25 protein-coding genes are annotated in these 20,813 nt (G+C 65.2%); 10 read left to right on the forward strand and 15 right to left on the reverse strand.

Features of this window, described 5'->3' with window-relative positions:
- Positions 1-45 precede the first annotated feature (45 nt).
- Complete coding sequence (gene ffh / locus llg_RS17050; RefSeq protein WP_338285963.1) at positions 46-1,434, forward strand: signal recognition particle protein; 1,389 nt, start codon at positions 46-48, stop codon at positions 1,432-1,434.
- A 93-nt stretch (positions 1,435-1,527) separates the two neighbouring features.
- Positions 1,528-2,112: an RDD family protein gene (locus llg_RS17055; RefSeq protein WP_338285964.1), complete on the forward strand. Its 585-nt coding sequence runs from the start codon at positions 1,528-1,530 to the stop codon at positions 2,110-2,112.
- Here llg_RS17055 and llg_RS17060 read toward each other — a convergent pair whose 3' ends face one another.
- The 6 genes from llg_RS17060 to llg_RS17085 form a co-directional block, all read right to left on the reverse strand.
- Positions 2,113-2,652: a DJ-1 family glyoxalase III gene (locus llg_RS17060; RefSeq protein WP_338285965.1), complete on the reverse strand. Its 540-nt coding sequence runs from the start codon at positions 2,650-2,652 to the stop codon at positions 2,113-2,115. It abuts the gene before it with no gap.
- A gap of 61 nt (positions 2,653-2,713) precedes the next feature.
- Positions 2,714-3,634: a DUF3472 domain-containing protein gene (locus llg_RS17065; RefSeq protein WP_338285966.1), complete on the reverse strand. Its 921-nt coding sequence runs from the start codon at positions 3,632-3,634 to the stop codon at positions 2,714-2,716.
- An 18-nt stretch (positions 3,635-3,652) separates the two neighbouring features.
- Positions 3,653-4,693, reverse strand: a complete 1,041-nt coding sequence (rsmH, locus tag llg_RS17070) for a 16S rRNA (cytosine(1402)-N(4))-methyltransferase RsmH (protein WP_338285967.1) — start codon at positions 4,691-4,693, stop codon at positions 3,653-3,655.
- Positions 4,690-5,040: a nucleotide pyrophosphohydrolase gene (locus llg_RS17075; protein WP_338285968.1), complete on the reverse strand. Its 351-nt coding sequence runs from the start codon at positions 5,038-5,040 to the stop codon at positions 4,690-4,692. Before llg_RS17075 ends, rsmH begins: the two co-directional genes overlap by 4 nt.
- A 67-nt stretch (positions 5,041-5,107) precedes the next feature.
- On the reverse strand, positions 5,108-5,668 hold the full coding sequence (locus tag llg_RS17080; protein WP_338285969.1) for a hypothetical protein: 561 nt from the start codon (positions 5,666-5,668) through the stop codon (positions 5,108-5,110).
- A 99-nt stretch (positions 5,669-5,767) separates the two neighbouring features.
- Positions 5,768-6,274: an ATP-binding protein gene (locus tag llg_RS17085; RefSeq protein ID WP_338285970.1), complete on the reverse strand. Its 507-nt coding sequence runs from the start codon at positions 6,272-6,274 to the stop codon at positions 5,768-5,770.
- 119 nt (positions 6,275-6,393) lie between these two features.
- Between llg_RS17085 and llg_RS17090 the strand changes: the two genes are divergently transcribed.
- The 3 genes from llg_RS17090 to llg_RS17100 are packed head-to-tail and all read left to right on the forward strand — an operon-like array spanning position 6,394 to position 8,436.
- Positions 6,394-6,828 carry a hypothetical protein gene (locus llg_RS17090; RefSeq protein ID WP_338285972.1) on the forward strand — a complete coding sequence of 145 codons (435 nt, stop codon included), beginning with the start codon at positions 6,394-6,396 and terminating at the stop codon, positions 6,826-6,828.
- Positions 6,825-7,595: a metal ABC transporter ATP-binding protein gene (locus tag llg_RS17095; RefSeq protein ID WP_338285974.1), complete on the forward strand. Its 771-nt coding sequence runs from the start codon at positions 6,825-6,827 to the stop codon at positions 7,593-7,595. Before llg_RS17090 ends, llg_RS17095 begins: the two co-directional genes overlap by 4 nt.
- Before the next feature lie 7 nt (positions 7,596-7,602).
- Entirely contained in the window at positions 7,603-8,436 is an 834-nt protein-coding gene (locus llg_RS17100; RefSeq protein WP_338285975.1) for a metal ABC transporter permease, read from the forward strand.
- Here llg_RS17100 and llg_RS17105 read toward each other — a convergent pair.
- On the reverse strand, positions 8,396-8,767 hold the full coding sequence (locus llg_RS17105) for a hypothetical protein (RefSeq protein WP_338285976.1): 372 nt from the start codon (positions 8,765-8,767) through the stop codon (positions 8,396-8,398). The genes llg_RS17100 and llg_RS17105 overlap by 41 nt on opposite strands.
- Before the next feature lie 328 nt (positions 8,768-9,095).
- Here llg_RS17105 and llg_RS17110 point away from each other — a divergent pair, with 328 nt between their 5' ends.
- The 4 genes from llg_RS17110 to llg_RS17125 all read left to right on the forward strand — a co-directional run bounded on the left by llg_RS17110 (position 9,096) and on the right by llg_RS17125 (position 11,475).
- A complete protein-coding gene (locus llg_RS17110) occupies positions 9,096-9,410 on the forward strand; it encodes a DnaJ family domain-containing protein (RefSeq protein ID WP_338285978.1) in 315 nt (104 codons plus the stop codon).
- Between the two features lie 70 nt (positions 9,411-9,480).
- Positions 9,481-9,858: an iron-sulfur cluster assembly accessory protein gene (locus tag llg_RS17115; RefSeq protein ID WP_338285979.1), complete on the forward strand. Its 378-nt coding sequence runs from the start codon at positions 9,481-9,483 to the stop codon at positions 9,856-9,858.
- 5 nt (positions 9,859-9,863) lie between these two features.
- Positions 9,864-10,631, forward strand: coding sequence for a hypothetical protein (locus llg_RS17120; protein ID WP_338285980.1), 768 nt, complete (start codon positions 9,864-9,866; stop codon positions 10,629-10,631).
- Between the two features lie 70 nt (positions 10,632-10,701).
- Positions 10,702-11,475, forward strand: coding sequence for a phosphodiester glycosidase family protein (locus llg_RS17125; protein WP_338285981.1), 774 nt, complete (start codon positions 10,702-10,704; stop codon positions 11,473-11,475).
- Between the two features lie 5 nt (positions 11,476-11,480).
- Here the strand turns inward: llg_RS17125 and llg_RS17130 are convergent, their stop codons facing one another.
- Positions 11,481-12,842 (reverse strand): cytochrome c peroxidase, encoded by a 1,362-nt coding sequence (locus llg_RS17130; RefSeq protein WP_338285983.1) that lies wholly within the window; start codon positions 12,840-12,842, stop codon positions 11,481-11,483.
- 41 nt (positions 12,843-12,883) lie between these two features.
- Positions 12,884-13,921 (reverse strand): alpha/beta fold hydrolase, encoded by a 1,038-nt coding sequence (locus llg_RS17135; protein WP_338285985.1) that lies wholly within the window; start codon positions 13,919-13,921, stop codon positions 12,884-12,886.
- A gap of 168 nt (positions 13,922-14,089) precedes the next feature.
- On the opposite strand from llg_RS17135, the gene llg_RS17140 reads away from it, so the two are divergent.
- Positions 14,090-14,512, forward strand: a complete 423-nt coding sequence (locus llg_RS17140; protein ID WP_338285986.1) for a YlbF family regulator — start codon at positions 14,090-14,092, stop codon at positions 14,510-14,512.
- Positions 14,513-14,524: 12 nt separating this feature from the next.
- Here the strand turns inward: llg_RS17140 and llg_RS17145 are convergent, their stop codons facing one another.
- From llg_RS17145 to llg_RS17170, 6 genes are all read right to left on the reverse strand, one after another.
- On the reverse strand, positions 14,525-15,061 hold the full coding sequence (locus llg_RS17145) for a Pycsar system effector family protein (protein WP_338285989.1): 537 nt from the start codon (positions 15,059-15,061) through the stop codon (positions 14,525-14,527).
- 81 nt (positions 15,062-15,142) lie between these two features.
- Positions 15,143-15,673, reverse strand: coding sequence for a hypothetical protein (locus llg_RS17150; protein ID WP_338285991.1), 531 nt, complete (start codon positions 15,671-15,673; stop codon positions 15,143-15,145).
- 156 nt (positions 15,674-15,829) lie between these two features.
- A complete protein-coding gene (locus tag llg_RS17155) occupies positions 15,830-17,398 on the reverse strand; it encodes a hypothetical protein (protein WP_338285992.1) in 1,569 nt (522 codons plus the stop codon).
- Between the two features lie 90 nt (positions 17,399-17,488).
- A complete protein-coding gene (locus tag llg_RS17160; protein WP_338285994.1) occupies positions 17,489-18,766 on the reverse strand; it encodes a glycosyltransferase N-terminal domain-containing protein in 1,278 nt (425 codons plus the stop codon).
- A gap of 11 nt (positions 18,767-18,777) precedes the next feature.
- Positions 18,778-19,374 (reverse strand): 16S rRNA (guanine(966)-N(2))-methyltransferase RsmD, encoded by a 597-nt coding sequence (gene rsmD, locus llg_RS17165; protein WP_338285997.1) that lies wholly within the window; start codon positions 19,372-19,374, stop codon positions 18,778-18,780.
- Positions 19,371-20,681: a hypothetical protein gene (locus llg_RS17170; protein WP_338285998.1), complete on the reverse strand. Its 1,311-nt coding sequence runs from the start codon at positions 20,679-20,681 to the stop codon at positions 19,371-19,373. The genes rsmD and llg_RS17170 overlap by 4 nt, the downstream gene beginning before the upstream one ends.
- Positions 20,682-20,813: the final 132 nt, after the last annotated feature.

Below are 20,813 nucleotides of genomic sequence, written 5' to 3' on the forward strand. Positions count from 1 at the left end.
GCTCCTCGCGGCCTCTAGATTTTCCACCGACCGATTTTCGATCCCATGTTCTCTTCCCTCTCCGACAATCTCGACAAGACCTTCCGCAAGCTCCGCGGCGTCGGCCACATCTCCGAGAAAAACATCGCCGACGCGCTCAGCGAGATCCGCATCGCCCTGCTCGAGGCCGATGTGGAATTCAGCGTGGCGAAGAACTTCATCGCAAGCGTGAAGGACAAGGCGATGGGCGTGGAAGTGCTCAAGTCGATCAAACCCGGCGAGCAGATCGTCAAGATCTTCCACGACGAACTGGAAGCGCTGCTCGGCGGCGACCAGATCCCGCTCGATCTCAACCCACCCGCCCGCATCCTGATCTGCGGCCTGAACGGTGCTGGCAAGACGACGACCTCCGCGAAGCTCGCGGCCCGTTTGAAAAAGGAAGGCCGCCGCCCGCTGCTGGTGGCGTGCGACCTTTACCGCCCGGCGGCGATCGACCAGCTTGCGACGCTGGCGAAGCAGGTCGACGTGCCGGTTTACACGCCGGACGCCTCCGAAAAGGACGTGGTGAAGGTGGCGAAGGACGCGCTGGCCTGGGCCGAGCGCGAGCATGGCACCGTGATCCTGTTCGACACCGCCGGCCGACAGGAAATCGACGAGCGCCTCGTCGAGGAGCTCAAGCGCCTGCACGCCTTCCTCCAGCCGAAGGAAACCCTGCTCGTGGCGGATGCCGCCACCGGCCAGCAGGCCGTGTCCGTGGCGAAGCATTTCGATGATGCGGTGGGCATCACCGGCATCATCTTGACGAAGCTCGATGGCGACGCCCGCGGTGGTGCCGCGCTTTCGATGCGCGCCGTGACCGGCAAGCCGATCAAGTTCGCCGGTGAGGGCGAGAAGCTCGACCAGCTCTTCGAATTCCACCCGAGCCGCATGGCGGACCGCATCCTCGGCATGGGCGACATCGTCGGCATGGTGGAGCAGGTCGCGGGCAAGCTCAACGAGGAGGACGCGATGCGCTCGATGCAGCGCATGCAGGAGGGCAAGTTCGACTTCACCGACTTCCTCGACCAGATGAAGATGATCCAGAAGCTCGGACCACTGGAAGGCCTGCTCGGCCTGATGCCCGGCTTCAACAAGATCAAGAAGCAGCTTCCCTCCAACGCCTTCGACACCCGCAAGCTGAAGCGCACCGAGGCGATCGTGCTGTCCATGACGCCGGACGAGCGCCGCCGCCCGGAGATCATCAAGGGCACCCGCCGTGCCCGCATCGCCGCCGGTTCCGGCACCACGCTGCCGGAGGTGAACACGCTGCTCAAGCAGTTCGGCGAAATGCGGAAGATGATGAAATCCCCGAACAAGATGAAGGGGATGATGAAGCAGATGGGTGGCATGGGCGGAGGCGGCATGGGCGGCCTCGGCGACATGCTGAAGGGCCTCGGCGGGAAGTTCCCGTTCTGATCCCACAGGGCATATGACCCGCTCGACTCGTCCCGAGTTGAGCGGGATGGAAAGGGCGTGACTCCCGAGTTGGGATGAGTGTATCGCTCTATCATGAGCGATGACGCTTCCAATCCCTACGCCGCCCCCGCCAGCGTCGAGAGTCCCGCCGTGCCGGTGACGGATGCGGGCTTGGAGTATGTCAGCGCCTCGGCGGGTCTTCGTTTTGCGAACCTGATCGTGGACCAGATCACGGCCATCGCCCTGATATTTGTCGCGGGGTTCGTGTATGCCATCGTGTCCGATGGTGTGGAAGAGAACGCGATCTTTTTCAGGCTCGTCGGCTATGGCGTGTTCTTTGGCTATTACGTTCTCATGGAGAGCGTGTTCGGGAGGACGGTGGGCAAGTTCGTCACCGGAACCAAGGTGGTGGATTGGAACGATGAGAAACCCTCGTTCGGACGGATTTGCATCCGTTCGCTGTGCCGCTTCATTCCGTTTGAAGCATTCTCATTCCTGGGGCAATCCGCCTCCGGATGGCACGACTCGATCTCGAAAACCCATGTCGTGAAAGTCACGCCGGTGCAGCGCGTGCAACCGGTCATCGCGCCGGTGGTGCCGGGCAAGCCGCCGGTCTATCGACAGCCGCTGCCGCCGGTGAAAACTCCGTCCCCGCCTTCGCCGCCGTCCTGGGAATGATCAGGCGTGGATCGAAGCCCCGATCTCGTCCGACAGTTCCTGGCCGCAGAGCTCCGCGACCAAGACCAGGCCGAAGTCCAGCGCCGTGCCCGCGCCGCGCGAGGTGATGAGATTGCCCTCGATGACCACGCGTTCGCCGGGGATTGCGTCAGGCAGTTCGCGGAGCGCGCTGGCATGGGCGGTGAACCGCTTGCCGCTGAGAATCCCCGCGTCCTTCAACACCAGCGGTGCCGCGCAAATGGCGGCCACGCGTTTGCCGGACTCGGTGAAGATGCGGGCGATGGCGGCGGGGCGGCCGTCCTCACGCAGCTTCGCCACGCCGGGGCCACCAGGGAGGAACAGCAGGTCGTAGGCGTCCGGCAGCTCATCGGCGAGCCGCGTGTCCGCGAGGATCTGAATCCCATTGCGGCCGGTCACGGTCAGCTCACCCAAGGCGGCTGTCGTGACCTCCACGCCCGCGCGACGCAGCAGATCGATCGGCGTGACGGCCTCGATCTCCTCGAAACCATCCACCAGCAGGCAAAGGACACGCGCGCTCATGCGGTCTAACATGCCATGGCGCCGGACACGGGCAAGGGAGGATTGTCCTGTGCTGCCTCGCCTACGGCCGCAGCAGCCCGGCGATGCTTTCCGGGCTCTCCGGCTTTTCGTCCTTCAACTGGAAATTCATCCTCAGCCGCAGCCGGGTGGTCTTGTTCTCGGTGTCGCCACCGGTTTGCAGGAAGAAGCCGCCCGCCAGCGGGCCGGCGTCGATGTTGCCGGAAGGGGTGGTGTCGCCGGTGAATTTCGCCTCCAGGATCGGCACCCACTTGCCGGTCAGATCCATGACCCAGCCGTTCGTGTAGGACGCGCGGTGGATCACCCGGGCGGAGTCGTAGTTGCGGCGGAAGTCCTCGATGAACGAGTAGAGCCCCTCGAAACCCGGCGCGGTGGTCCGGGTGCGGAAGGTGGCGATCAGTTTCCACTTCAACAGGACGGGATCGAAGATCCGGGCGGTGAAGTCGGTGAAGCCGCCGATGGGCTTGGCTTCGAGGAAGAAGCGCACCGGTTTGCCGGTTTCCCACCGGAAGGGCAGGCGGGATTGGCCGGTGGCGTCCTCGCCGCCCCAGAAGCCGTCGAAGACATTCTCACCCTTTTCCACGAGCACCACCTGAGTGCCGGGTTCCTTCGGGCCTTGAAGGAGCGTTTCTCCCGTGTAGCCGGGTTCCCATACCGTGAAAATGGCCAGCCGCTTGCGGTCGCCCAGATCCTGGATGCCGAGGTAGCCGGTCTTGAATCCCAAGGCGCAGAAATAGGTGCCCGCGCAGGTCTTTTCCGGAGTGACCTCGATGTAGGCGGCCTTCGCCGTGGGAACGGTGTAAACCAGATGCACGCCACGGCATTGGCGTTTCGTCAGGTCCACGTCCTTCCGGGCTGCCTCCTCGGGTTTGTTCTTCCCCGCGGAGCCCTCGTCCGAGGGTTCCTCCGGAGTGGCGCAGGCCAGCGGCAGCGCCAGAAACAGCCCCAAGGAAATCGCCTTCATGGCGACCCTCAGAGTCGCCTACTTTTGGGCCCAGCGCAACTTGGCCGGAATGCTCCGTGGATTGTCCCGTCGCTCCTGGGGCCCGGCGGTGACGATCTCTTCGCAGATCCCGGTGTAAAGGCCGTCCCGAAGGCCCGCTTGAAACGCCTTTTTGACCCTCCGGTCCTCGCCTGAATGGAACGTGAGGATCGCGGTGCGGCCACCCGGTTTCAAGCAGCCGGGCAGGGCGCGGAGGAAGGCATCGAGGGCGGTGAACTCCTCGTTCACGGCAATGCGGACGGCTTGGAACACGCGGCGGATGGTGAGATCCACCACTTCCTCGTTGAGCCCCGGAAGGCGGGCGCGGATCGCCTCGGCGAAGGCCCTGGTGCCGCTGAAACGCTTGCCCGCGAGCGCCTCGGCCAGGCGTTCGGCGCGGGGTTCGTCGGAATGATCGGCCAGGGCGAAGGCCAGTTTGTCTGGTTTCACCCGCTCGAGCCATTCGGCGGCGGAAAGCCCGCGCTCCGGGTTCATTCGCATGTCCAGCGGGCCATCGGTCTTGAAGGAGAAACCGCGGGTCGGATCGTCGAACTGCATCGAGGAGCAGCCGAGGTCGGCGTAGATGAAATCGACCTGTTCGACGCCGCGGGTGGCCAGCACCTTGGCGATGCCGGCATAGTTCGAGCGGACGGCTTCGAAGGCCTCCGCATCGTAACCCGCCGCCCGGATCCGGGCCTCGGTTTTCGGCTGCTCGATGGGATCGACGTCGAAGCCGAGAAGCTTCCCGCCCGGCGTGATCTGTCCGAGGATGGCGAGCGAGTGCCCGCCGTGGCCGAGCGTGGCATCGATGCCGGCCATGCCCGGCGCGAGTTGGAGCGCCTCCAGTGATTCCGCGACCATGATTGGCACGTGCGAACCCGCCGGGGTCTTTCCAGAAGCGAGCACCTTGGCGACGGTGTCCGGATACTTCTCCGGATGGTGCTCCTTGTACTTGTCCTCGAAACGGCGCGGGTTCTTGCCCGAGTAGCGCTTGCGGCGGGGCGGGCGGGGTGTTTCGCCGGAAGGCGGCAGGTCGCTCACAGTTCGGAATACTTCAGGTTGTTGCCGCGCGCCTTTTCCACCGGATAGCGCGACTCGTTGTAGGCGATCTTCCGCTCCATGACCTCGCCCAGCGACAGACCGAGGTTGTCGGCCAGCTCAAACAGCAGGATCGCCACGTCCGCGATCTCCGAGGCGATCTCCTCGCGCCGCGCCTCCACGCGGGCCTCGATCTGCTCGTCCTGCTGCCACACGAAGTGCTGGAGCAGTTCCCCGGCCTCCGCGGTGATCGCCACCGTGAGGTCCTTGGGGTTGTGGTAGCGGCGCCATTCCCGCGCGTCCACGAAGGACTGGATGCGGGCGGTGAGGCCGGAGATGGAGTCAGACATGGCGGAGGGGTAGCAGATCAGGGCAGGGCGGGGGAGGGAAAATCCCGCGGGTTACGTGGTCGCCGGTTCAGGTGGTGGCGTCGGCCGTCACGCATCCTTCGATCTCCAGATCCGGGTGGGCCGTGCGCAGGAACTCCAGAAGCGCCGGACGGCTTTGGTAGGAAAGCACTGTTTCGAGCACGTAAAGCGGGATCCGCTCGCCCTGCTTGGTGATGATGCAGAAATTGAAACCATCGCTGTCATTCCAATGGAACCTCCGGACTTGTTCGATGGGCAGGGTGCGTTCCTTTCCGAACTGGCCCCAGGTGATCTCATGTTCGTCGATGGAAAAGACGAAGCGGTTCGGCTGGGTCGCCGTCATCCAGACCCCGCGGACGAAGATGATGAAAAGGGGAAGGCCCAGCAACAACATGGGCGGGTGAACGAATCCCAGGAGCATGGCTCCGGACGACAACACGCCCAGGATGGCCAGGCCGAAGATCAACAGGATGCGTGATTCACTTCCAGATCGCTGGAAGCGGGTGGCGGGGAGGATGTCGGGCGGGGTGTCATGGCCTGTTCGAGAAATCAGGCTTCCTTGTTTGGGTAGCCCGGTTTGGACAGGATTTACAGAATTCTCAGAATTCACAAAATGAAGAGGGGGGCTGAATTCCTCGTTTGAAGGTGCCGCTGCGGATCTCCTGTTAATTCTGAGAATTTTGTCAATTCTGTCCGAATCGGCCCGAGATCACTCATTCTCCACAAACACATGCGGGAACACTGGCCGCTCGTCCCGGCAGGTAGCGACGTAGGCGTCCCAAGCCGCGAGTTTCGGTAGGTCGCGGGTTTCACCGCGGGCGACGATCCGCTCCCGGCGCAGCGCGGGCGGGCACCACACGAAATGGACGGTGGTTTCCGCACCGAGGCGTTCCCTCAACTGTTCCGGCCAACGGGGATTGCTCCCCTCGGAGGTGAAGGGGCCTGCGATCACCACCGGCACCCGTGGCAGGTTCGAGCTCGCGAGGTCGAAGAGCGTCTCATACACGGCGTCGCGGTAGGCCTGCTTGTAGGCCGGGGAATCGCGGTCGTTCGGATCGAGCCCGGCCAAGGCCATGCCCGCGCGGACCAGGCGCTCCGCGACCTCGTCGCTATCGAGCAGGCAGGCTCCGAGTCGGTCCGCGAGCTGGCGCGCGTAGGTGGTTTTTCCAGCCGCGGGTGGTCCGCAGACGAGGTGGGCGCGGGTGGTTTCCGGCATCGCGGGCAAGGTGGGCGGTGAAGGCGGGGACGGGCAAGCCGAAGATCCGTGGCGACCCATGACGAAAGCGATATCGCAGTTTGCTTGCATGAACAAGTTTCCTGCGCCATGCTCCGCGCGTGCGCGGCTCACCCCTCTTCCGGACCCTGATGCTGGCCGGTGGACTCCTGCTGGTCGGATGGGCGATGCTGCGTTTCGGCGGTGCCTCGGTGGAGCGGCCGCCGGAGGATCACGCGCATCCGGTCGCTCAAACGACCACCGCGGTCACCGGCTTCGCGATGAAGCTGTCCACGCCCGCGGAGTCCGTGGAGCTGAAGGATCGCGCGGGCCGGGTGCTGTTTCGCGCCGGGGCGGCCGACCCGCTGACCGGCATGCTGTCGCTCGATGCCGCCGATCCGGTGGTGTTCGTGTCGCTGCGCTGGAAAGCCCCGATGGCGGAGGGCCTGAACCATTTCGCGAAACTGACGCTGGAACCGGCCGGGAAACCGACCCTCGTGCATTACTTCGAAGCCCCTGGCGATCTCGACGACGTCTGGGAACTCCCCACCGAATGAGCGAATCCCACCACGACCATCACGATTGCTGCGCCCACCACGCGCATCACCACGAGCTGGTGATCGCGGATCTCACCGTGCACTACCGTCGCGTGCTGGCCCTGGACCAGGTGTCGTTCGCGACCTCCTGCGGCAACCGCGTGGCCCTGATCGGGCCGAACGGCGCGGGCAAGAGCACGCTGCTCAAGGCGATTGCCGGGCTGGTGCCCCGCACCTCCGGCACCATCCGCTGGCGCGGCACCGAGGTCCGGAAGTGGTCGCGCGAGTTCGCCTATCTGCCGCAACGCGAGGAGGTGGACTGGTCGTTTCCCATCACCGTGCGAGGGCTGGTGGAAATGGGCCGCTACGCCCAGACCGGCTGGTGGCGGAAATTCAGCGCGGCGGACAACGCGGCAGTGGACGAGGCGCTCGAGTCCCTCGCGCTGGCCGATCTCCAGCACCGCCAGATCCGCGAGCTTTCCGGTGGCCAGCAGCAGCGGGCCTTCCTCGCCCGCGCCATCGCCCAGGAGGCGCATGTGCTGCTGCTCGATGAACCGTTCACCGGTCTCGACCGCAATGCCTCGCGGCTGCTCGCGGACCTGCTGGGCAAGTTGTCCCATGAGGGTCGTCTGGTGATCGCGTCCCACCATGACATCGACACCGCGGGCAAGCTCTTCGACGAGGTGCTGGTCCTGAACACCCGCGAACTCGCCTTCGGTCCGGCCGTGGAAACGCTGACCGTGGATCTCATCACCCGCACCTTCGCGGCCCAGAAGGCCGCCGTCTGACCCCGCCGTGGAACTCCTCGCCAATCCCTTCTTCCAGCGCGCGCTCGCCGCGGCGGCCTTCATCGGCTTCGCCAACGGGTTCTTCAGCGGCTTCGTGATCCTGCGCCGCAGCGCCCTCTCCGTGAGCGCGCTGTCCCACACCATGCTGCCGGGCATCGCGCTGGCGATCCTGGCCACAGGCGCGCTGACGCAGTGGAACGCCTTCGCGGGCGCCATGTTCGCGGCGCTGCTGGTGGGGCTCGGCTCGGTGGCGGTCGCGCGCGGCAACCGCATCGAGCAAGGTACGGCGCTCGCCGTACTTTACACCGCGTCCTTCGCCGCCGGAGTGGCGGTGCTGCCGCTGCTGAACACCCGCCGCCAACTGGAGGACTGGCTCTTCGGCAACATCCTCGCGGTGGGGAACCACGATCTCGTCGTGTCCTTCGCCACCGGCGCGGTGGTGCTGCTTTCGACCAGCCTGCTGATGCGGCCGATCCTGCTGACCTTGTTCGAACCGAACGTGGCCGCGGCCCAGGGCGTGCCGGTCCGCTTCGTCCATTACCTGCTTTCCGGCCTGCTCGTCCTGTCCCTCGTCTCCTCCCTCCAGGCGGTTGGCTGCGTGTTGTCGGTGGGCCTGCTGGTGGCTCCGGCCGCCACGGTGTCCCTGCTGACCGACCGCACCTCGGCGTTGTTCTGGGGGGGAGGGTTGATCGGTGCGGTCGGCTCCGCGGGGGCCGTGGTGGTTTCCTCGGTGCTGGGGATCTCGCCGGGTCCGGCGATCGTGATGTTGCTGGGGCTGCTCTTCGTGGCGGCCTACCTGTTCAGCCCGCGTTACGGACTGCTGTGGCGCAAGCGCCATTGAGACCGCCGCCGAAGCCCGGGGGGACATGGCCGGCGCGGCCGTTCAGCCAGCGTTCCGCTTCCTCGCGGTTGTGGAAGATCCGGGTGCGGTCGGTGGCGCGCGTCCAGTGGCCGAGCATCCGCACCAGCCCGAAGGCCGCGGAATTCCCGACAATGAAGGCGAGCCAGCCATTCGAGCGGTAGCCGTCGCGGCGCAGCAGCAGGGCCAGCCGCAGGACATCGTTCGAGGACAGGTCCAGATAGGCTCCGCTGAAGTCGATCAGTCCGTGGAGTTCCGGTGACCAGGCCGGGTCGCAAACCGCGGCTTCGGCCGTGGCGCGCAAATCGTCCAACCCGACCGATCCCTGGTACTCCTCGATACGCAGCCGACGTGCCGGGTCTATCCGGTACCGGCACGTCGGCGCTGGGGGGGGAAAGTAAAAGTTAGAGAGATTCATGATATTCTTAAATATCTGACCCGCGCATCAGTCGTTCGTTCAAAAAATCTTCAAATTCCGTCGCTCTAACCGCACCTATTTTGGAGGTGTTATTGAAAAATGAATGATAAGGATTTCTTAATTAAATCGGCAGGCCGTTCTGCATGAATGGAAAGTGTTGGATTACCGGTCCAAAAAGAGGTGCGTCCGGCGGTGTCGCAAAGTAGGGTGCCGGGGGATGTCGATGTTCGAAAAAATCGCCGAGGCGCGGATCGATGAGGCGATTGCTTCCGGAGAGCTGAAACCGCCGTCCGGACCGGCCGGTCCGTTGGACCTCGACGCGTACTTCGCCACTCCCGCGGAATGGCGGTCCACCCATGCGATGCTGAAGGGCCACGGCTTCGTGCCCCCGGAGGTGGATCTGATGAAGCGGGTGGACGAGCTGAAGGAGGCGCTGGAGGGCGAGAGTGATCCGCGCGAGCGGGCGCGGCTGTCCCTGGAGCTCCAGACCTGCCGGACCGCCTTCGCGATGGCGATGGAGCGGATGCGCGGGAAGTGAGGCCAATCCAAGGATTCCGGAAACTTTCCGCTGGCACCCGGCGTCCGCGCCCGTATCACTCCCTTGAGCAATGATCACATTGACCGAACGCGCGGCCGCGGAGCTGCGGAGCATGCTGGAGAACAGGGGCGCGTCTCCGGAGACCGGGCTGCGTCTCGGGGTCAGCCGCGGCGGCTGCGCCGGCTGGCAGTATGAAATGGGCTTCGGCGTGGCCGAGGAAGGCGATGTGACCGTGGAGGCCCATGGAGCCCGGGTGATCGTGGCGGCGGACAGCCTCGACCGCCTGCGCGGCTGCGAGATCGACTACTCGGACGCCCTTTCCGACGCCGGATTCAAAATCCACAATCCGAATGCCGCCCGCTCCTGCGGCTGCGGCACTTCCTTTGAGACGGCGGACGAAGCGCCGGGAGCCAACGCCGTGGCGGACGGCGAAGCCTGCGGGTCCTGATCGCCGTGCCACGCGTCGTCGAAGAACCGGCACCCCGCCGCCCGGCCTATTTCTGGTGGCTGCTCGCGAACATCCTCGCGGCCTGCTTCGCGCTCACGAGCTGGGTGGTGTGCCTGAACATCTTCCGTCATCCGGAAAACCCGCGGAACTATGAGATCCTGCGCAAGCTGAAGCGGCTGCCGGAGTTGAAACGCTACAAGGCGCTGGATGCGCCGACGGCGAACTCGCTCTCGCCGCGAGACCTCTACAAGAAGTTCAACGGCTTCGACGATGCCAAGCTGGCCCGGCTCAATCCCGCGCTGCTGCGGAACTACCTCACCAACTTCGAGCGCCCGCTGCTGCTCACCTACGTGGAGGGCAACTACAAGGTCCAGAGCGTCCGCCCGCTGCATGACGATACCTCGAAGGATGCGGACTTCTTCGCACCCGGATTCGTGGTGCGGGGCCGCGCGATGGTGAAGCCGGACGAGTTCACGCCGGTGCAGCCGTATCCGGTCATCATCGAGTATCTGTTCCCGACCGCCGATCGTGCCGCGTTCTCGTGGTTCAAGCCGGATGACATGCTCACCGTGACCAAGGCGCAGAACTGCGCCGCGGTGCTTCACGTCTCGAAGGTCGAGGAAAAGGACGACCAGGGGAAACCCGAGCAGATCCTGTGCGTGACGGTGGTGCCGATCGTCTATGGCGATTATCAGGTCGGCGACGACCGGGTGCTGAGCCTCGATCCGCCGGACCACTTCAAGCCCGGCGCGAAGTTCCCGCTCTTCAAGTGAGCCAGCGTGAAAACGGTGTGAAGCCCCGGGGCGTTCTTGTCCGCGGGTGCATCCATGGCACGATGGGAGGATGAAAGCCTTCCTGCTGTTCTGTGCGATGCTCGTCTCCGCCGCGGATCTCCATGCCGTGGAGGTCAAGGAAGAGGCCATCGTGCATGCAGGCACCCGCTTTCGTGTCGTCAAGCTGGAGCCCGCGGCCCTGCAGGTGGTGTGGAAGGATGAGAAGGGCGTTCCCTATCGGACCTTCGACAAGGTCCAAGCCCGCTTCGCCCGCGAGAAGAAGACGGTGAAGTTCATCGCGAACGCCGGGATTTTCGAGATGGGCGGCACGCCCTGCGGCCTGCATGTCGAGAATGGCAAGCTGCTCCATCCGCTGAACACCCGGGAAGCGGCTGGCAATTTCTATCTCAAGCCCACCGCGGTGTTCTCGGCTGGATCGGTGTTCACTCACGAAAAGCAATCCGCCTCGATCACCGAAACCGGCATCAAGGCGGCCCGCGAAAAGCGGATGGAATTCCAAGGCGGTTGGATGCGCACGGCGAGGCTGGAAGTACAATCGGGCCCGGCATTGCTGTTAGAGGGCAGGCGCCATCCGGCATTCAAGGAGGGCTCGGAAAACAAGCTCGTCCGCAACGGCGTGGGCATCGATGACAAGGGCCGCGTGGTGTTCGCGATCACCGCTCCGGGGCAGGTGGTGAACTTCTGGGACTTCGCTGGGCTCTTCTTGAAACTCGGCTGCAAGGACGCGCTCTTTCTCGATGGCGACATCTCCCAGATGGCGGTGAATCCCACCGCCCCGATCGAGAGCAACTCGTTCGGGGCGATGTTCGTGGTGGCGGAGTGAGCGGATCAGTTCGCGTCGTAGCGGAAGGGATCGGAGAACTTCGCATCACTCGTCACCGCGGTGTCGGTGAGCGTCTTGAGGAAGGCGACCAACGCGGCCTTCTGTCCGGCGTTCAGGTTCAACCGGCGGGGATTGCCCGCGCCGGGGTTGCCCGGTGGCACGCGGAGCTGGGGCGAAAGGTTGGGGTGGTTGACGACGCCGGAGTTGTAGAACTCGACCACCTCCTCGAGCGTGGCGAAGCGTCCGTCGTGCATGTAGGGCGCGGTGAGCTCGATGTTGCGGAGCGAACCGACCTTGAAGAAGCCCTCGTCCGCAGTGAGTCCGGTAATGCCGCCGAGGCCCTTGTCGACATACGGGTTTTCGAGCCCGTTGTTGAAGATGGCGTTGCCGGGTACGAAGTTGTCGCTGCCGTGGCAGGCGGCGCATCCGCCCTGGCCGGTGAAGATCGCGCGGCCCTGGTTCTCCTGGGCGGTGAAGTTGGCGAAGTTCTGTGGCACGCCGAGGTCATACTTGCTCGCACCGGACGCGATCGACCGGACGAACTGCGCCAGCGCCTTCGAAATGCGGTCGCTGGTCACCGTGGAGCTCCCGAAGGCCGAGGTGAAGAGGGTGGCGTAGTAGGGTTCGGCGGAAACCTTGCTCACCAGCTCGGTCAGCGTCAGACCCATCTCGGTGCTGTTCTGGATCGGCATCAGTACCTGGTCTTCCAGCGTGGCGGCGCGTTCGTCCCAGAAATAATGGCCGCGGAGATAGTAGCGGTTGCTGGTGAGGCCCATGGAATTCCGTGAGGTCTTGCCGCCGGCGAAGCCGGTGCTGAAGCGCTCGGGATCCGAGTAACCGTGGGCCGCCTGGTGGCAGGACGAGCACGAGACCGTGTTGTTCGCCGAGAGCCGCTTGTCGTAGAACAGCACGCGGCCCAGCGTGGCCCCGGCATTGGTCACCGCGTTGTCGAAGGGCGTGTTGTCCTGGCCGCGGATCTGCGGGGTGAGCAGGTGCGCGGGCAGCGTTGGGTTCGCGTAGTTCGCGGCGGTGGCGGGGAGAAGCAGGGCATCGGCCACGTCATTGGCGGCGGTCTGCGCGTCCGAGTTGTAGCGGAGGCGGTAGAACAGTTGGGTGCCGTTGGTCTTCGGCAGTTGGATGCGGAGCAGGCTGTTGCGGACCTTCAGGGTGCCGGTGTCCGACCAGGTCGAAAGGTTCGAGGAAGCTTGCAGCGTCCAGACGCGGTTGCCGGTGTCGGTGAGATCGAGCCGGGCGAACGACGTGGTGCCGTTTCCAGGTTGGGTGGCGACCGATGATCCGGCCGGGAGCGGATCGGCGGTGGCGGCTACGGGTGAAAGAAGCAGGGCGGCGAATGTGAGGGTTTTCACACCATACTTCCGCCACGATCCGTGCTGCGAAACTAGGAAGTTTACCTCTGCTTAACCTGTGCCCGGCAGGTTTTACCATCCGCTAACACAGGAGCCTTGCAGGCATCGAGGTAGAAGCGGCAGAGGTCGGCGTAAAGCTCGTTCGACCCGGTGGCCAGTACGTTGCCATGACCGGCGGTGTGGACCACGCGGAAGGCTTTCCGAGGGCCGGGGAGGGCATCGTAGATCGCCTTTCCGGAGGACACGGGAATGAACTCGTCCTGATCGCCGTGGACGATGAGGGCGGGGATTTCGATGTGCTTCGCGGCATCGATCGGCCGGACGTCCGACGGGGTGAAACCCTCGCGGCAGAACACGCCGGTGGCACACGCGCCCGAGGCGAAGGGCGCGATGCAGGCAAGCTGGTGGATGGCGCCCGCCGCTCGACCGACCGGTTGATCGAGGGACGCGAACGACGCCACGCTCACGATGGAGGACCAGCGGTGATCGTCCCGTCCGGCGGCTTGCAGGGCGATCGCTCCGCCTTGGGAAATGCCGAACAAGGCGGCCGGGGCCGGGGCAAAGGAGAAGCGCTTCGCGGCATCGTCGAGCAGGTCCGCGGGCAGTGAATTCTCGCGATGGCCGAAGGTGGCGCTGGCGGCCGGATTCTCCCCGTGGCCCGGCAGGTCCGGAAGAATGCAGCGGAAACCCACGGCGCAGAGTCGCTCGGCGATCGGCAGGTTGTCCTCCTTGCGTCCGCAGAAGCCGTGGAGCAGCACGATGGTGCCGCGGATCTCCCCCCAGGGGCCGATCTTCACTCCACGCTTCGCGAGCGCATCGCGGACCATCCGGCCCTTGTTGGCGGGGCCGGGACGGGGCGAGGGGGTCACCAGCAGGCAGGGCGTGCCCTCCGCGCCGGTGTAGGATTGGATCCGCAGGCCGAAGTCGGAAGGAGCCCGCAAGATCTCGCGGTGGTAGTCCTGCAGCGAGCGGCGGTTGGGATGGAGCAATTGATCCGAGCCCCAGCACGCCAGACCGGCGAACGCGGTCAGCGTCAGCACCAGGGTGGCAAGGGTAAGGCGGCGGAGGAACTTCTTCATTCCTAAGGACGGTGGCAGGATAGCGGTGAAATCCCCGTGGAGGGGAGAAGAATTCGAGATGAAAAGCGCCTTTGGGCGGGAAAACGGTGGGAAAATGTTCCGGGAAAATCACTCGCCCGGCTCCGGATGGGGGTTGCCAGCGGGGGCGAGCGGGGGTAGAGGGGGCGCATGTCGATCTTAGCCGAAGAATCCACCGTGATCAGCAAGACCAAGGAACTGTGCGCCCAAATCGTGGCCGAGCCGCGCTTCAAGGAGCTCCAGGGCCAGGTCGAGCGCTTCCTCGATGACGATGCCGCCCGTCTCCAGTACCAGAGCGTGCACGAGCGCGGCGAAGAGCTTCATCAGAAGCGCCACGCCGGTGTGGAACTCGGTGCCGCGGAAATCCGCGAGTTCGAGGCCGCTCGCGATGCCCTGTTCGCCAACGAAATCGCCCGCGGCTTCCTCGAAGCCCAGCGCGAACTCGAGTCCATCCAGCAGACCATCGGCAAGTACGTGGGCATGACCCTCGAACTGGGCCGCGTGCCGGAAGCCGAGGACTTCGCCGAAGCCGAGGACGGCTGCTGCGGTGGCGGCGGCTGCGGCTGCCACTAAGCGATCCTGATTTTACCACTGCCGCCACAGCAGGGCTGTGGCGGCGGTCAGCGTCAACCCGACTAGGAAGGTCCGGTAGGCGTAGCGGAGGTAGCGGTATTTGTAGCGGTGGAGGACGCAGCCGAGCTGGTAGATGTCCTCGGCCATGGCGTGGGTGATGCTGCTGTCCGAGGACAGGATGGCATCGAGCTCGCGGTGGAAGTCCTCGCGCGGATGTTGCGCGAAGGAGCCGAAGAACAGGGGATTCGGTGTGCGGTCCTTTTCCTTTTTCGCCCGCGGGAAGATCGCCAGCGCGGCGAAGAAACAGGCCGTGAAACAGGTGCCCGAAAGCATGCCCAGGGTGGGCGTGAGACCGTGCTGGCTCACCTCATGGAAGAGGATGGAGAGCACCACGAAGGAGGCTCCGATCAGCACATTCGCCTTTTGATCCGCCATCTGGCTGAGCGCCACGTGGTGGTTCTGGACGGTGCGGAGGAAGGTGGCGACGGCATTGTCGAAGCCGCGCGGGGTGGGTGTGCCGGAATCCATCGTGGGACTCCAATTTGGCACGGCCCGGGAGGGGAAGGGAAGCCCGAAGGGGCTTCTGCCGGACGTCCACCGCAAGGGCACGGTGGACGTCCGAAAGAACGATCAAGGCTTGATGCGGGCGAGCTCGAGGAACTTGTCGAGGCTCATCGCCACTTGGATCTGCGGCGTGGTCTGGATGACATGGAGGCCTTCGGCACGGGCCGGAAGGGCGCTGAACTGGAGGTTCAGTTCGGAAATTTCGCGGGGCACCTCCTCGCGGATTTCACCGGTGAGGAGGTCCTTGGTGATCTTGACGTCGAAGCCCTTGCCGTGGAGGACACGGTAGAAGGTCTCCTGGCTCGGCGTGGCGGAGGGAGCGCTGGTGCTGGATTCGGATTTCGCGGCGGGGCGCTTGATGCCGCTGCCCGCGTCCTTCTCACCCGTGGCGGGGCAAATGCCGGCCTGGGTCAGGTACTTCCCGGAGATGTAGATCGGGGCATCACCAGCGCGGCGGTAGCGCGGCGTGTCCTCCAGCGTCCACTTGCACTTGGCGGCTTCCAGCGACGCTTCCAGGGCTTCCGGGGTTGCATCGAGGCCGTTCTTCGCACGCAACTCGAGGATCTTCTCGAGGGTGTTGTTAGGGATGTTCAGCATGGGGCGGCAGGGTTCTCCGGGACCTGCTGGCTGGCAAGGAGTTTCACACTCCCAAAGTGTATTTCGGTCTATTTTCAGGCACGGAAATGCCTGAAAACAGGGGAAAAGCGATCCTCCCGCCCTCAAACACGGGAGGATCGTGCCAAAAAGGCGGCTTTACTGCTCGTCGCGGGCGGCGAGGACCTGGGTCCGGCGCAGCGTGCGGTTGCGGAGCTGGTGGCGGAACGGATGGTCCGGCAGAGTCTTCGCGATGCGGAGAACCAGCGGGTTCAGCTTCAGCTTGCGGCGCTCGACGCCGGTACGCTTCTTCGGCTTCCGCTTCTTCGGCTTGCGCTTGCGCTTCTTCTTCGCGGGCGCTTCGCCGGTGGCGGAAGCGGCGGCTGGAGCTGGTGCCGGGGACGGCTGGCGGCGCTCCGGCATGACCATGCGGTCGTTCGCGTAGAGCAGCACGTGGCCCTGGGTGAGCAGCCAGAAGAGATCGGAGAGCCACTCCTGGGGAGCTTCCTCGGTGCCTTCCGGCAGCACGCTCTTCCAGAGATCGGCGAGCTTGGGATCCTTCTTGCCCTGGAGCCAGTTGACGATTGCGGACGGGCGCTCGGCGAGCACCGCATCGGTCGCCAGCGGATGCGGACGGGCCGGGCCGGTGAAGAGCTTGCCCTCGCGCTTGAAGACCGGCAGGTGCTCGGCTTCCAGCATGCGGCACACGGCCGGGATCAGCACCGCGGGGTGCTTGCGGGCGTGGGAGCCGGCGACCTTCAGCGAGGCCAGAAGGGACGGCGAGAGGTGCTTGGCGGGAATGCCGGCGGAGATGTCGGCCTTGCGGGTTTCACTGAAGGCTTCCTCGAAATACTTGGTCGCGAAGAGACGCTCGGCCTCGGCGGAGTCCTCGATCCAGGCCGCTTCCTCGTCGCCCTTCGGACGCCAGCGGACGCGCTTCTTCGTGGTCTCCAGCCATGCGTTCACGGCTTCCTCGCCGCGCTCGGTGCGGACCTTGGAGGAATAGACCTCGAAGGGAAGGTGGGAGAAACGTTCGCGATGGAGGCGGCGCAGGTTCGTCTGGTAGGAGTGGAAATTGGGCGGGCCGAGCCATTCGCCGCTCATGCCACAGCGGGCGACGCTCTGGAAATTGCCGCTCGGAGGATCGACCTCCACGGTTTCTTCCTCGAACACGGAGCCCTTCGCGTCGGATTGCCAGAAGTGGCGGATCGCCTCCTCCTTGGTCTGCCACAGAGAGCCGTCGTGCTTGCCGAGGAACAGGGCGTTCTTGCCTTCGGAAACCTCGAAGATCGCGCGGCAGCGGTCGCGCTGGGCCAGCAGGATCTGGGCGATGTCGTAGAGCGAATAGACGCGGGCGACGTGGTGGACTTCCTTTGCAACCAGATGCACCGCCTGGGTGTCCGGGTGGAGCTGCACGCGCACGCCGGCGGCGGGCACGGCTTCCTCGAAACGCGGCGGCCCGCTACGACGATCCTCGTAGTTCCCGCGCTGGCCACCGCCTCCGCGGCGGTCGTCACGGCGGCCATCGAAGCGGCGTCCGCCACCGCCTCCGCGGCGGTCGTCATCCCTGCCTTCGCGCGGTTCGCGGTCGCGGTTTTCACGCCGGGGCGCGTCGGAACCCGCGCGCTCGCGCGGCTGTTTAGAAGGCGCGTCGCCGCGTGCCCAGGCCGGCCCCAGATCGATGCCGGACAGGAGATTGCGGAGAGGATTGGATTCAGAGTCGCTCACAGGCGGTTGACGTTATCGGTTTCTTTGGAAATGACAAACCCGGCGTACAGCCAAAGCACGGGGTCTTTCGAGGATAAAATCCACGCGGAATCAGGCTTTGAGAAGGTCGACGGTGCGGGCGGTGGCTCCTTCGTGGCGGATCAGCACGCCGGTGGCGGCGGCGATGCCCTCGCGGAGAGTGGAATCAGGGCGCAAACACGCACGGATGGACGTCACCAGAGCGCCGGTGTCCACCACCCGGATGCACCCGCCGGATTCAACCAAAGCCGACGCAAGCGGCTCGAAATTCTCCATATGGGGGCCGAACACCACGGGTTTACCGGCGAGAACGGCCTCGCAGGGATTCTGGCCGCCTGTGCCGAGGAAACTCTTTCCGATCACCACCACATCCGCGTGGGCGGTCCAATCGCGCAGCTCGCCCGTGGAATCAATCACCAGACAGGCCCGGGCGGGATCGACCGGGGCGCTGTAGACGGACCGCAGGACGACTTCGAATCCCTCCGCCAGCAACGCAGTCTTCACTTCCGCGCGTCGTTCGGCATGGCGTGGCACGATGACCGGCAAGGCTTCCGGATCGGCCTCGCGGATCGCTGTGGCAATGAGACTTTCTTCCCCGGTGTGGGTGCTGGCGGCCATTGCGATCCGGCGTCCCGGGCCGAAGGCTTCGAGCATGGTGGTAAATTCCGCGCGCGGCTCGGGACGGGCCCCGGTGCCGGGATCGAATTTCAAACTGCCGGTGACAGCGATCTTGTCTGCAGGAAGTCCGAGATCCTGCCAGATCGCGGCATCCGCGGGTTCCTGCACGCCCACGCGGTCGAACCGCGAGAAGACCGGGCGGATCCACGGCGCGAACTTGCGGTAGCGGCGTTGCGAGCGTGGGGACATGCGCGCGTTCACCAATCGCACCGGAATGCTCCGGCGCTGCGCCAGCACCATCAGGTTCGGCCAGGCCTCGCCTTCCACCAGCACGATCTGGGATGGTTCGAAGCGGCTGAGATAACGGCGCACCATCCAGCGGAAATCGAGCGGGGCGTAGACCACCCGCACGCCTTCTGGAGCATGCTCGCGAGCCACGGCCTGGCCGGTGGCGGTGCCCACCGCGAGAACGAACTTTTGATCGGGCACGGATTTCCGCCACTCGCGGAGGAGTTTCAGGGCGAGCAGGGATTCACCAACGCTGACCGCATGCAGGTGGACTGCGCCGCAGGGCTCCTGTTCGAGCGGGCAGCGGTAGATGGAGAGGCGTTCGCGCAGGCCGCTGCCGAAGCCGCCGCGGCGCACCATTTTCACCACCCAGGCCGGGAACGCGGCGACAAACAGGACCGGCAACAACAGCCGGTAGAGCGCCATTCCAAGAAATCCATGCATCGGGCGGGACGCTAGGCGGCGGCCACGGGGGCGTAAAGCAGGATGGCACAGCCGCCATACTCGCGGCGGTCCAGTAGTGACCAGCCTTCGGCCAACGGTGATTTCTGGGAGGACGAGATTTCCGCAATGAACCACCCACCCGGCGCGAGACGCAGCGACAGGTGGGGATTGGCCAACAGCTCCTTCACGTGGTCGCGGTCACCGTAGTTTTTGAAATAAGGCGGATCGGCGAAGATCAGGTCGTAGCTGCCGGGGTCTGTCCGCAGGTATGATGAAACCTCCGAGCGCACCACGCGTCCGCCTTCCAGCCGGGACTTGGCGAGATTCTCGCCAATCACGGACACCGCCTGGCGGTGCTCATCCACGAACACGCACGAGGCGGCCCCGCGGCTGAGGGCTTCCAAGCCGATGGCGCCGGATCCGGCGAAGAGATCGAGCGTGCGGGCATCGTCCACCTTTTCCCCGAGGATCGAGAACAGGGCCTGCCTGACGAAATCCGTGGTGGGCCGGGCGACGGCTCCCGGCACCTTGATGGCCAAACGGCCTGCTTTACCCGCGATGATGCGCACGCGGGATTCGTGGCATCCCGGAGCGTCCCTGACAATCACGGGGATGATGGGGAGTGGTCTTTGAGCAAACGGAACACTTCTCCCGGAGGAACCGTGTCACCCTGGGCTCCCAGTTGGATGGCGGAGCCGCTGGTATTGGCGATCCACTGCACGTCCGCTGCCAGGCGGTCGGGGGTGCCAAGTTGGGCGAAGGCCATTCGCCTGCCGCCGTGTTGGAACCGTGCCGTGATGCCCGACGCGATCGAAGGCTCCGCCACGATCCGCAGCACCCCGGCGAAGCGTCCATCGGGAATCGCGGTGGCATTGCCGAGAAACGAAAGGGTGTCCCCCACCAGGCGGGCGTCCGGGCAGGTGACCACACCGCCACGTTGGAAGGCGGTGAGAGCGGCGCGGTCGAATCCGATGACCGGCTGGGCGGGAGTGGATAGCCGGATGTCCGCGGCTTCCGCCTGGAGGTCGCCCTGCCAACTCGAAGCCGTGGCGAGATAGCCGGTGAACCGCCCGGCGGCCCGCAGGTGGTGGACTTCCATTTGTCCAAGCCCGGGGGCGTTCCATTTGAGATCGGATTGAGCGGGGATCTCACCCTCCGCCAGGATCGGGAGTCCCGGAACCAGTCCGATTTTCCCTCCGAAGCGGGCCGAAATCCCGGCGATCGAATGGCCGGGTGTGGGCCCCCAATAAAGAACCGGAGCCTGCCAGCGGAGGGGAATCTGGATCGGGGCATTGCAGATGGTGCCCAGCGAGCCCAGGGTACTGACCTGCAAGCTGGAGTCCGCTGGCCCGCCCGCGGCTGGAACGGACGTTTGAATCCCCGCTGCCTCCAGCAAAGGGATGGGATTGCCTGCCGAGACGATCGCCACGGAGCCGCCGCGGATGCTGATCCAGCAGGTGGGAACGAAGCAGGATGGGGCTACTGGATCGGGAGGTGGTGCCAAGGTGACCTTGAGCACGGGCGGCGTCGTGGACGGTGCTGCCAGCGGCGACGGGACCGGAATGGTGAAGAGCGGAATGACCGGAGTCTGTCCGAGCGGCAGGGAAACCACGGGGCTGGTGGGTTCCATGGGCTTGTTCACCGCGACCACCGGAGGCGGAGGGGGAGCGAGCCTTGAGAAGTGGAGGGCCAATTGCAGGGGAATCACCGCGCGCGGGGATTCCAGTTCGACGGAGGACACTTCCCATCGGCGGTGAAGCCATGCCTTCCAGACCGGCCAAGCCCGTGCGGACGCGATCGAAAGAAGGGGCTCGGCCACTTCGGCCTTCAGGGGGGGCGGTTGCTCCAAGGTCAGCCCTTTGACATGCAGGCCACCCCAGGGAGTGAGGCTCACGCCTCCGAGGCGCGTTTCCAAGCCAAGGCGGCTGGAGATTTTTCCAGCGACCCAGGAGCGGCCCCAGGGGGTGGCGAGCCAAAGGCTGGTCGCCAACCAAACCCCCAAGGGCGCGGCAAGCGGGAGCGCCGCCGCGAGAAACCGTCGACGGCG

Origin of the sequence: Luteolibacter sp. LG18 (genome assembly GCF_036322585.1) — a bacterium.
Classification (GTDB): Bacteria; Verrucomicrobiota; Verrucomicrobiia; order Verrucomicrobiales; family Akkermansiaceae; genus Luteolibacter.

Excerpts from the sequence above, each read along its gene's own strand:
- llg_RS17140 (WP_338285986.1), top strand. The coding sequence starts at position 14,090 with ATGTCGATCTTAGCCGAAGAATCCACCGTGATCAGCAAGACCAAGGAA.
- llg_RS17065 (WP_338285966.1), bottom strand. The coding sequence starts at position 3,634 with ATGAAGGCGATTTCCTTGGGGCTGTTTCTGGCGCTGCCGCTGGCCTGC.
- llg_RS17095 (WP_338285974.1), top strand. The coding sequence starts at position 6,825 with ATGAGCGAATCCCACCACGACCATCACGATTGCTGCGCCCACCACGCG.
- llg_RS17160 (WP_338285994.1), bottom strand. The coding sequence starts at position 18,766 with ATGCATGGATTTCTTGGAATGGCGCTCTACCGGCTGTTGTTGCCGGTC.
- llg_RS17075 (WP_338285968.1), bottom strand. The coding sequence starts at position 5,040 with ATGTCTGACTCCATCTCCGGCCTCACCGCCCGCATCCAGTCCTTCGTG.
- llg_RS17085 (WP_338285970.1), bottom strand. The coding sequence starts at position 6,274 with ATGCCGGAAACCACCCGCGCCCACCTCGTCTGCGGACCACCCGCGGCT.
- llg_RS17060 (WP_338285965.1), bottom strand. The coding sequence starts at position 2,652 with ATGAGCGCGCGTGTCCTTTGCCTGCTGGTGGATGGTTTCGAGGAGATC.
- llg_RS17150 (WP_338285991.1), bottom strand. The coding sequence starts at position 15,673 with ATGCTGAACATCCCTAACAACACCCTCGAGAAGATCCTCGAGTTGCGT.
- llg_RS17125 (WP_338285981.1), top strand. The coding sequence starts at position 10,702 with ATGAAAGCCTTCCTGCTGTTCTGTGCGATGCTCGTCTCCGCCGCGGAT.
- llg_RS17135 (WP_338285985.1), bottom strand. The coding sequence starts at position 13,921 with ATGAAGAAGTTCCTCCGCCGCCTTACCCTTGCCACCCTGGTGCTGACG.
- llg_RS17110 (WP_338285978.1), top strand. The coding sequence starts at position 9,096 with ATGTTCGAAAAAATCGCCGAGGCGCGGATCGATGAGGCGATTGCTTCC.
- llg_RS17055 (WP_338285964.1), top strand. The coding sequence starts at position 1,528 with ATGAGCGATGACGCTTCCAATCCCTACGCCGCCCCCGCCAGCGTCGAG.
- llg_RS17115 (WP_338285979.1), top strand. The coding sequence starts at position 9,481 with ATGATCACATTGACCGAACGCGCGGCCGCGGAGCTGCGGAGCATGCTG.
- ffh (WP_338285963.1), top strand. The coding sequence starts at position 46 with ATGTTCTCTTCCCTCTCCGACAATCTCGACAAGACCTTCCGCAAGCTC.